Origin of the sequence: Pseudonocardia alni, assembly GCF_002813375.1 — a bacterium.
In the GTDB taxonomy this organism is placed as follows: Bacteria; Actinomycetota; Actinomycetes; order Mycobacteriales; family Pseudonocardiaceae; genus Pseudonocardia; species Pseudonocardia alni.
Window position 1 is genome coordinate 5,675,481 of record NZ_PHUJ01000003.1, and the last position, 11,082, is coordinate 5,686,562.

An 11,082-nucleotide genomic window follows, 5' to 3' on the forward strand; every position below is an offset into this window, starting at 1 on the left:
CGGTGGACGACGACACGACGGGGCCCGGCCGGAACGACCGGCCGGGCCCGGCCGGTCTGCTGGACCGGGCCGGCCTGGCCGTCGACGTCCTGCCCGCCGCCGAGCGGCTGCTCGGGTGCGTCCTCGAGGCCGACACCCCCGACGGCACGGTCGCGGTGCGGCTGGTCGAGGTGGAGGCCTACCGGGGCCGCGACGACCCCGCGTCGCACTGTTATCGCGGCCCGACCCCGCGTAACGCGGTGATGTTCGGCCCGCCCGGGCACTTGTACGTCTACTTCGTCTACGGCATGCACTTCTGCGCGAACGTCTCGTGCCTCACCGACGGCGAGCCGGGCGCGGTCCTGCTGCGAGCCGGTGAGCTGCTCACCGACCCGGGGGTCGCGCGGGAACGCAGACCCACCGCCCGCCGCGACAACGACCTGGCCCGCGGTCCCGCGCGGCTCGCCGCACTGCTCGGGCTGCGCCGCGAGGACAACGGGACCGACGTCACCGACCCGGCGTCACGGGTGCGGCTGCGCGCGGGCGACCCGGTCGCACCGGAGCTGGTCCGGACCGGACCTCGGGTGGGCGTCGCCGCGGCGGCCGAGCTGCCCTGGCGGTTCTGGGTCGAAGGCTCCCCGGCAGTGAGCCCGTACCGGGCCGGGACACGCCGTCGTCGCAGCGCCTGAGCCACCCGCGTGCGCGGTCCGCGGCGGCCCGACCAAGATGGGCACCGTGGGTACCGACATCCTCGACGACCTGGAGTGGCGCGGCCTGATCGCGCAGAGCACCGACCGCGACGCGCTCGCGAAGGAGCTCGCCGCCGACGACCCGGTGTCGATCTATGCAGGCTTCGACCCGACCGCGTCGAGCCTGCACGCCGGGCACCTGATCCCGATGCTCACCCTGCGCCGCTTCCAGGAGGCCGGGCACCGTCCGGTCATCCTCGCCGGCGGGGCGACCGGGATGATCGGGGACCCGCGCGACGTGGGGGAGCGGACGCTCAACGACGCCTCGACCGTGGCCGACTGGACCCGGATCATCCGGGGCCAGCTGGAGAGGTTCGTGTCCTTCGACGACGGGCCGACCGGCGCCGTCGCCGTCAACAACCTGGACTGGACCGGGCAGCAGACGGTCCTGGAGTTCCTGCGCGACCTCGGCAAGCACTTCCCGGTCAGCACGATGATCTCGCGGGACACGGTGAAGCGCCGCCTCGCCGGCGACGGGATGTCCTACACCGAGTTCAGCTACCTGCTGCTCCAGGCCCAGGACTATCTGCACCTGTACCGCGAGCTCGGGGTGCGGCTGCAGATCGGCGGCTCCGACCAGTGGGGCAACATCGTCGGCGGTGTGGACCTCGTCCGCCGGGTGACCGGTGACCACGTCCACGCGCTGACCCTGCAGCTGGTCACCGACTCCGAGGGCCGCAAGTTCGGCAAGTCCACCGGGGGCGGCAACGTCTGGCTCGACCCGGACCGCACCTCGCCGTACGCCTGGTACCAGTACTTCGTGAACGTCGCCGACGCCGACGCGATCACCTACCTCAAGCTCTTCACCTTCCTCGACCGCGCCGAGATCGAGGCGCTGGAGACCGAGCTCGCCGAGAAACCGCACCTGCGTGGCGCGCAACGACGTCTCGCCGCCGAGCTGACGACGCTGGTGCACGGCGAGGAGCAGACCAAGCAGGTGACGACGGCGAGCCAGGCCCTGTTCGGCCGCGCGGAGCTCACCGACCTGGACGCGGCCACCCTCGGTGCCGCGCTCGCCGAGGTGCCGACGGCCGACGCCGGCCCGGCCGACACGATCGTCGACCTGCTCGTCGCCACCGGTCTGACCGACAGCAAGGGGGCCGCGCGCCGCGCCGTGAAGGAGGGCGGCGCGTACGTCAACAACGTCAAGATCATCGACGAGGAGTGGGTCCCGGGTGCCGGTGACGTCCTCGACGGCGGCTGGCTGGTGGTGCGGCGGGGGAAGCGCAACCTGGCCGGTGTGCGGGTCGGATCAGCGTGATCGGCCGCTGACCTGCAGGAACACCGAACAGGTACCCCCCTGTGAATCGCCTCCGGGCCGTCCTGTAACTTTCTCGTTGTCGCCAGGACGGGACGGACGAGAGCGAGACCGGCCGAGAGGCCAGGGACGCGGATCCGGCCCGGAGGCGACGGCCCACGAACTCCACTTCGGTGGAGATCAGGCCGCCTGGAGCGGAGCTTGACGCTGCGCTTCGGTACACGTAGCATAAGAGAGTTGCCTCCTAGCGAGGCCAGCTCTGATGCCCCGGGGCGACGGTCATCAGGCCCGGTTCCCGAGTGCGGGTGTCTTTTGAGAACTCAACAGTGTGTCGAGCTATTTTGATTCGGTTTGGCGTTTTGTGCCAAATTGTTTGTTTGGTTGCAGCATTCGATCCCGTCGGGTGTTGTGGCCAGTTGTTTGTTGCAAGTCAGGGTTTTGTTGGAGAGTTTGATCCTGGCTCAGGACGAACGCTGGCGGCGTGCTTAACACATGCAAGTCGAGCGGTAAGGCCCTTTCGGGGGTACACGAGCGGCGAACGGGTGAGTAACACGTGGGTGACCTGCCCTCCACTCTGGGATAAGCCCGGGAAACTGGGTCTAATACCGGATAGGACCACTGATCGCATGGTTGGTGGTGGAAAGTTTTTTCGGTGGGGGATGGGCCCGCGGCCTATCAGCTTGTTGGTGGGGTGATGGCCTACCAAGGCGGTGACGGGTAGCCGGCCTGAGAGGGCGACCGGCCACACTGGGACTGAGACACGGCCCAGACTCCTACGGGAGGCAGCAGTGGGGAATATTGCGCAATGGGCGGAAGCCTGACGCAGCGACGCCGCGTGGGGGATGACGGCCTTCGGGTTGTAAACCTCTTTCGCCAGGGACGAAGAGCAATTGACGGTACCTGGAGAAGAAGCACCGGCCAACTACGTGCCAGCAGCCGCGGTAACACGTAGGGTGCGAGCGTTGTCCGGAATTATTGGGCGTAAAGAGCTCGTAGGCGGTGTGTCGCGTCGGCCGTGAAAACTTGGGGCTTAACTCTGAGCGTGCGGTCGATACGGGCATCACTTGAGTTCGGCAGGGGAGACTGGAATTCCTGGTGTAGCGGTGAAATGCGCAGATATCAGGAGGAACACCGGTGGCGAAGGCGGGTCTCTGGGCCGATACTGACGCTGAGGAGCGAAAGCGTGGGGAGCGAACAGGATTAGATACCCTGGTAGTCCACGCCGTAAACGTTGGGCGCTAGGTGTGGGGACCATTCCACGGTTTCTGTGCCGCAGCTAACGCATTAAGCGCCCCGCCTGGGGAGTACGGCCGCAAGGCTAAAACTCAAAGGAATTGACGGGGGCCCGCACAAGCGGCGGAGCATGTGGATTAATTCGATGCAACGCGAAGAACCTTACCTGGGTTTGACATGCACCAGACATCCCTAGAGATAGGGCTTCCCTTGTGGTTGGTGTGCAGGTGGTGCATGGCTGTCGTCAGCTCGTGTCGTGAGATGTTGGGTTAAGTCCCGCAACGAGCGCAACCCTTGTTCCATGTTGCCAGCACGTAATGGTGGGGACTCATGGGAGACTGCCGGGGTCAACTCGGAGGAAGGTGGGGATGACGTCAAGTCATCATGCCCCTTATGTCCAGGGCTTCACACATGCTACAATGGCTCATACAGAGGGCTGCGAGACCGTGAGGTGGAGCGAATCCCTTAAAGTGAGTCTCAGTTCGGATCGGGGTCTGCAACTCGACCCCGTGAAGTTGGAGTCGCTAGTAATCGCAGATCAGCAACGCTGCGGTGAATACGTTCCCGGGCCTTGTACACACCGCCCGTCACGTCACGAAAGTTGGTAACACCCGAAGCCGGCGGCCCAACCCTTGTGGAGGGAGCTGTCGAAGGTGGGACTGGCGATTGGGACGAAGTCGTAACAAGGTAGCCGTACCGGAAGGTGCGGCTGGATCACCTCCTTTCTAAGGAGTCCCATCATGTGATGGGGCACCACACGCTCTTTATTGGGTGTCTGTGGTTCCTTCATTGAATCGCATTTGCGGCCCCGTTCGTGGGTCGGGTGCGTTGGGTGGAACGCAGCACGTCGAACCGTTTGGCTTGGCACACTGTTGGGTCCTGAGAAGACGCCCTGTGGGTTGTTTTCTTTGGCCGCTCAGGTTGAGGGTTGTCCTAACGCCCCGGTTGGTTCCGGGTGTGGTGGTTTCTTCTTGGTCTGGTGTGGTTGTGGGTTGAGTGTTGCATAGTGGATGCGAGCATCTTGTTGTGGTCAAGTTGTTAAGAGCACATGGTGGATGCCTGGGCATCAGGAGCCGATGAAGGACGTGGGAGGCCGCGATAGGCCTCGGGGAGCTGTCAACCGAGCTGTGATCCGAGGGTGTCCGAATGGGGAAACCCAGCGCCCGTCATGGGGCGTTACCCGTACCTGAATTCATAGGGTGCGTGGAGGGAACGTGGGGAAGTGAAACATCTCAGTACCCACAGGAAGAGAAAACAATAGTGATTCCGTGAGTAGTGGCGAGCGAAAGCGGAAGAGGCTAAACCGTGTCCGTGTCAAGCCGGCAGGCGTTGCGGGTGCGGGGTTGTGAGACGTGTCGTTCATCTTCTGCCGAGGATGGGACAGCAAGTGCCTGTGTTAGCGGAACGACTCTGGGATGGTCGGCCGTAGTGGGTGATAGCCCCGTACGCGAAAACACTGGGTTCTGTTGTGGGCGTGTTCTCGAGTAGCAGCGAGCCCGTGAAATTCGCTGTGAATCTGGCGGGACCACCCGTCAAGCCTAAATACTACCTGATGACCGATAGCGGACAAGTACCGTGAGGGAAAGGTGAAAAGTACCCCGGGAGGGGAGTGAAATAGTACCTGAAACCGTGTGCTTACAAGCCGTCAGAGCCTTTCGGGGTGATGGCGTGCCTTTTGAAGAATGAGCCTGCGAGTTATGCTTCGTGGCGAGGTTAACCTGTGTGGGGTAGCCGTAGCGAAAGCGAGTCCGAATAGGGCGTCTGAGTCGCGGGGTGTAGACCCGAAGCGGAGTGATCTACCCATGGCCAGGGTGAAGCGTCGGTAAGACGTCGTGGAGGCCCGAACCCACCAGGGTTGAAAACCTGGGGGATGAGCTGTGGGTAGGGGTGAAAGGCCAATCAAACTTCGTGATAGCTGGTTCTCCCCGAAATGCATTTAGGTGCAGCGTCGTGTGTTTCTCACCGGAGGTAGAGCACTGGATGGCCTAGGGGGCCGACAAGCTTACCGAAGTCAGCCAAACTCCGAATGCCGGTGAGTGAGAGCGCGGCAGTGAGACTGCGGGGGATAAGCTTCGTGGTCGAGAGGGAAACAGCCCAGATCACCGGCTAAGGCCCCTAAGCGTGCGCTAAGTGGGAAAGGATGTGGGATCGCCCGGACAACCAGGAGGTTGGCTTAGAAGCAGCCACCCTTGAAAGAGTGCGTAATAGCTCACTGGTCAAGTGGTCCTGCGCCGACAATGTAGCGGGGCTCAAGCGCACCGCCGAAGCCGTGGCAATGACACTTTGGTGTTGTTGGGTAGGGGAGCGTCCTGCATCTGGTGAAGCCCGGGAGTGATTTACGGGTGGAGGGTGTGGGAGTGAGAATGCAGGCATGAGTAGCGAATGCAGAGTGAGAATCTCTGCCGCCGGATGACCAAGGGTTCCTGGGCCAGGTTGTTCCGCCCAGGGTGAGCCGGGACCTAAGGCGAGGCCGTCAGGCGTAGTCGATGGACAACGGGTTGATATTCCCGTGCTCGTGATAGTGCGTCCATGCCGAGGCTGGTGATGCTAACCATCCGAACCCACCTTCGCTCCTTCGGGAGTGTTGTTTGTGGGGGAGCGTGGGATCCGATCTGGTAGTAGGCAAGTGATGGGGTGACGCAGGAGGGTAGCTCCGCCACGCGGTGGTTGTCGTGGTGTAAGCCTGTAGCCCGAGTCCTAGGTAAATCCGGGGCTCATTAAAGGGTGAGAGGTGATGCGTAGCCGATTGAGGCGAAGAGAGTGATCCCATGCTGTCGGTCTAGCGAGTGCTGGTTGCGGCCCGTAGCACTCGCAAGAGCTTTCCGACAGCAGTGGGTCACTCTCTTCGCCTCAATCGGCTACGCATCACCTCTCACCCTTTAATGAGCCCCGGATTTACCTAGGACTCGGGCTACAGGCTTACACCACGACAACCACCGCGTGGCGGAGCTACCCTCCTGCGTCACCCCATCACTTGCCTACTACCAGATCGGATCCCACGCTCCCCCACAAACAACACTCCCGAAGGAGCGAAGGTGGGTTCGGATGGTTAGCATCACCAGCCTCGGCATGGACGCACTATCACGAGCACGGGAATATCAACCCGTTGTCCATCGACTACGCCTGACGGCCTCGCCTTAGGTCCCGGCTCACCCTGGGCGGAACAACCTGGCCCAGGAACCCTTGGTCATCCGGCGGCAGAGATTCTCACTCTGCATTCGCTACTCATGCCTGCATTCTCACTCCCACACCCTCCACCCGTAAATCACTCCCGGGCTTCACCAGATGCAGGACGCTCCCCTACCCAACAACACCAAAGTGTCATTGCCACGGCTTCGGCGGTGCGCTTGAGCCCCGCTACATTGTCGGCGCAGGACCACTTGACCAGTGAGCTATTACGCACTCTTTCAAGGGTGGCTGCTTCTAAGCCAACCTCCTGGTTGTCCGGGCGATCCCACATCCTTTCCCACTTAGCGCACGCTTAGGGGCCTTAGCCGGTGATCTGGGCTGTTTCCCTCTCGACCACGAAGCTTATCCCCCGCAGTCTCACTGCCGCGCTCTCACTCACCGGCATTCGGAGTTTGGCTGACTTCGGTAAGCTTGTCGGCCCCCTAGGCCATCCAGTGCTCTACCTCCGGTGAGAAACACACGACGCTGCACCTAAATGCATTTCGGGGAGAACCAGCTATCACGAAGTTTGATTGGCCTTTCACCCCTACCCACAGCTCATCCCCCAGGTTTTCAACCCTGGTGGGTTCGGGCCTCCACGACGTCTTACCGACGCTTCACCCTGGCCATGGGTAGATCACTCCGCTTCGGGTCTACACCCCGCGACTCAGACGCCCTATTCGGACTCGCTTTCGCTACGGCTACCCCACACAGGTTAACCTCGCCACGAAGCATAACTCGCAGGCTCATTCTTCAAAAGGCACGCCATCACCCCGAAAGGCTCTGACGGCTTGTAAGCACACGGTTTCAGGTACTATTTCACTCCCCTCCCGGGGTACTTTTCACCTTTCCCTCACGGTACTTGTCCGCTATCGGTCATCAGGTAGTATTTAGGCTTGACGGGTGGTCCCGCCAGATTCACAGCGAATTTCACGGGCTCGCTGCTACTCGAGAACACGCCCACAACAGAACCCAGTGTTTTCGCGTACGGGGCTATCACCCACTACGGCCGACCATCCCAGAGTCGTTCCGCTAACACAGGCACTTGCTGTCCCATCCTCGGCAGAAGATGAACGACACGTCTCACAACCCCGCACCCGCAACGCCTGCCGGCTTGACACGGACACGGTTTAGCCTCTTCCGCTTTCGCTCGCCACTACTCACGGAATCACTATTGTTTTCTCTTCCTGTGGGTACTGAGATGTTTCACTTCCCCACGTTCCCTCCACGCACCCTATGAATTCAGGTACGGGTAACGCCCCATGACGGGCGCTGGGTTTCCCCATTCGGACACCCTCGGATCACAGCTCGGTTGACAGCTCCCCGAGGCCTATCGCGGCCTCCCACGTCCTTCATCGGCTCCTGATGCCCAGGCATCCACCATGTGCTCTTAACAACTTGACCACAACAAGATGCTCGCATCCACTATGCAACACTCAACCCACAACCACACCAGACCAAGAAGAAACCACCACACCCGGAACCAACCGGGGCGTTAGGACAACCCTCAACCTGAGCGGCCAAAGAAAACAACCCACAGGGCGTCTTCTCAGGACCCAACAGTGTGCCAAGCCAAACGGTTCGACGTGCTGCGTTCCACCCAACGCACCCGACCCACGAACGGGGCCGCAAATGCGATTCAATGAAGGAACCACAGACACCCAATAAAGAGCGTGTGGTGCCCCATCACATGATGGGACTCCTTAGAAAGGAGGTGATCCAGCCGCACCTTCCGGTACGGCTACCTTGTTACGACTTCGTCCCAATCGCCAGTCCCACCTTCGACAGCTCCCTCCACAAGGGTTGGGCCGCCGGCTTCGGGTGTTACCAACTTTCGTGACGTGACGGGCGGTGTGTACAAGGCCCGGGAACGTATTCACCGCAGCGTTGCTGATCTGCGATTACTAGCGACTCCAACTTCACGGGGTCGAGTTGCAGACCCCGATCCGAACTGAGACTCACTTTAAGGGATTCGCTCCACCTCACGGTCTCGCAGCCCTCTGTATGAGCCATTGTAGCATGTGTGAAGCCCTGGACATAAGGGGCATGATGACTTGACGTCATCCCCACCTTCCTCCGAGTTGACCCCGGCAGTCTCCCATGAGTCCCCACCATTACGTGCTGGCAACATGGAACAAGGGTTGCGCTCGTTGCGGGACTTAACCCAACATCTCACGACACGAGCTGACGACAGCCATGCACCACCTGCACACCAACCACAAGGGAAGCCCTATCTCTAGGGATGTCTGGTGCATGTCAAACCCAGGTAAGGTTCTTCGCGTTGCATCGAATTAATCCACATGCTCCGCCGCTTGTGCGGGCCCCCGTCAATTCCTTTGAGTTTTAGCCTTGCGGCCGTACTCCCCAGGCGGGGCGCTTAATGCGTTAGCTGCGGCACAGAAACCGTGGAATGGTCCCCACACCTAGCGCCCAACGTTTACGGCGTGGACTACCAGGGTATCTAATCCTGTTCGCTCCCCACGCTTTCGCTCCTCAGCGTCAGTATCGGCCCAGAGACCCGCCTTCGCCACCGGTGTTCCTCCTGATATCTGCGCATTTCACCGCTACACCAGGAATTCCAGTCTCCCCTGCCGAACTCAAGTGATGCCCGTATCGACCGCACGCTCAGAGTTAAGCCCCAAGTTTTCACGGCCGACGCGACACACCGCCTACGAGCTCTTTACGCCCAATAATTCCGGACAACGCTCGCACCCTACGTGTTACCGCGGCTGCTGGCACGTAGTTGGCCGGTGCTTCTTCTCCAGGTACCGTCAATTGCTCTTCGTCCCTGGCGAAAGAGGTTTACAACCCGAAGGCCGTCATCCCCCACGCGGCGTCGCTGCGTCAGGCTTCCGCCCATTGCGCAATATTCCCCACTGCTGCCTCCCGTAGGAGTCTGGGCCGTGTCTCAGTCCCAGTGTGGCCGGTCGCCCTCTCAGGCCGGCTACCCGTCACCGCCTTGGTAGGCCATCACCCCACCAACAAGCTGATAGGCCGCGGGCCCATCCCCCACCGAAAAAACTTTCCACCACCAACCATGCGATCAGTGGTCCTATCCGGTATTAGACCCAGTTTCCCGGGCTTATCCCAGAGTGGAGGGCAGGTCACCCACGTGTTACTCACCCGTTCGCCGCTCGTGTACCCCCGAAAGGGCCTTACCGCTCGACTTGCATGTGTTAAGCACGCCGCCAGCGTTCGTCCTGAGCCAGGATCAAACTCTCCAACAAAACCCTGACTTGCAACAAACAACTGGCCACAACACCCGACGGGATCGAATGCTGCAACCAAACAAACAATTTGGCACAAAACGCCAAACCGAATCAAAATAGCTCGACACACTGTTGAGTTCTCAAAAGACACCCGCACTCGGGAACCGGGCCTGATGACCGTCGCCCCGGGCATCAGAGCTGGCCTCGCTAGGAGGCAACTCTCTTATGCTACGTGTACCGAAGCGCAGCGTCAAGCTCCGCTCCAGGCGGCCTGATCTCCACCGAAGTGGAGTTCGTGGGCCGTCGCCTCCGGGCCGGATCCGCGTCCCTGGCCTCTCGGCCGGTCTCGCTCTCGTCCGTCCCGTCCTGGCGACAACGAGAAAGTTACAGGACGGCCCGGAGGCGATTCACAGGGGGTACCTGTTCGGTGTTCCTGCAGGTCAGCGGCCGATCACGCTGATCCGACCCGCACACCGGCCAGGTTGCGCTTCCCCCGCCGCACCACCAGCCAGCCGCCGTCGAGGACGTCACCGGCACCGGGACCCACTCCTCGTCGATGATCTTGACGTTGTTGACGTACGCGCCGCCCTCCTTCACGGCGCGGCGCGCGGCCCCCTTGCTGTCGGTCAGACCGGTGGCGACGAGCAGGTCGACGATCGTGTCGGCCGGGCCGGCGTCGGCCGTCGGCACCTCGGCGAGCGCGGCACCGAGGGTGGCCGCGTCCAGGTCGGTGAGCTCCGCGCGGCCGAACAGGGCCTGGCTCGCCGTCGTCACCTGCTTGGTCTGCTCCTCGCCGTGCACCAGCGTCGTCAGCTCGGCGGCGAGACGTCGTTGCGCGCCACGCAGGTGCGGTTTCTCGGCGAGCTCGGTCTCCAGCGCCTCGATCTCGGCGCGGTCGAGGAAGGTGAAGAGCTTGAGGTAGGTGATCGCGTCGGCGTCGGCGACGTTCACGAAGTACTGGTACCAGGCGTACGGCGAGGTGCGGTCCGGGTCGAGCCAGACGTTGCCGCCCCGGTGGACTTGCCGAACTTGCGGCCCTCGGAGTCGGTGACCAGCTGCAGGGTCAGCGCGTGGACGTGGTCACCGGTCACCCGGCGGACGAGGTCCACACCGCCGACGATGTTGCCCCACTGGTCGGAGCCGCCGATCTGCAGCCGCACCCCGAGCTCGCGGTACAGGTGCAGATAGTCCTGGGCCTGGAGCAGCAGGTAGCTGAACTCGGTGTAGGACATCCCGTCGCCGGCGAGGCGGCGCTTCACCGTGTCCCGCGAGATCATCGTGCTGACCGGGAAGTGCTTGCCGAGGTCGCGCAGGAACTCCAGGACCGTCTGCTGCCCGGTCCAGTCCAGGTTGTTGACGGCGACGGCGCCGGTCGGCCCGTCGTCGAAGGACACGAACCTCTCCAGCTGGCCCCGGATGATCCGGGTCCAGTCGGCCACGGTCGAGGCGTCGTTGAGCGTCCGCTCCCCCACGTCGCGCGGGTCCC

At 62.3% G+C, this 11,082-nt stretch carries 2 protein-coding genes, 2 rRNA genes, 1 pseudogene and 5 other annotated features; of the genes and pseudogenes, 3 read left to right on the top strand and 2 right to left on the bottom strand.

The window, feature by feature from the left end; genetic code table 11:
- Positions 1-2: 2 nt before the first annotated feature.
- From ATL51_RS27780 to ATL51_RS27790, 3 genes are all read left to right on the top strand, one after another.
- On the top strand, positions 3-668 hold the full coding sequence (locus ATL51_RS27780) for a DNA-3-methyladenine glycosylase (RefSeq protein WP_392567390.1): 666 nt from the start codon (positions 3-5) through the stop codon (positions 666-668).
- A 46-nt stretch (positions 669-714) separates the two neighbouring features.
- A complete protein-coding gene (tyrS, locus tag ATL51_RS27785; RefSeq protein WP_167410065.1) occupies positions 715-1,989 on the top strand; it encodes a tyrosine--tRNA ligase in 1,275 nt (424 codons plus the stop codon).
- 435 nt (positions 1,990-2,424) lie between these two features.
- Positions 2,425-3,944: ribosomal RNA gene (locus tag ATL51_RS27790) — 16S ribosomal RNA — on the top strand.
- Between the two features lie 317 nt (positions 3,945-4,261).
- Positions 4,262-4,856: a sequence feature (23S ribosomal RNA rRNA prediction is too short), on the top strand.
- A gap of 7 nt (positions 4,857-4,863) precedes the next feature.
- Positions 4,864-5,590, top strand: a sequence feature (23S ribosomal RNA rRNA prediction is too short).
- A gap of 13 nt (positions 5,591-5,603) precedes the next feature.
- Positions 5,604-6,435, top strand: a sequence feature (most likely nonfunctional fraction of RNA operon).
- A gap of 13 nt (positions 6,436-6,448) precedes the next feature.
- Positions 6,449-7,175, bottom strand: a sequence feature (23S ribosomal RNA rRNA prediction is too short).
- Between the two features lie 7 nt (positions 7,176-7,182).
- Positions 7,183-7,777 (bottom strand) — a sequence feature (23S ribosomal RNA rRNA prediction is too short).
- 317 nt (positions 7,778-8,094) lie between these two features.
- On the opposite strand, the gene ATL51_RS27795 is transcribed toward ATL51_RS27790, so the two are convergent.
- Together ATL51_RS27795 and tyrS (ATL51_RS27800) are read right to left on the bottom strand one after the other, a co-directional pair.
- A 16S ribosomal RNA gene (locus tag ATL51_RS27795) occupies positions 8,095-9,614 on the bottom strand.
- Between the two features lie 433 nt (positions 9,615-10,047).
- A pseudogene (gene tyrS / locus ATL51_RS27800) lies at positions 10,048-11,082 on the bottom strand (tyrosine--tRNA ligase); the annotation flags it as partial.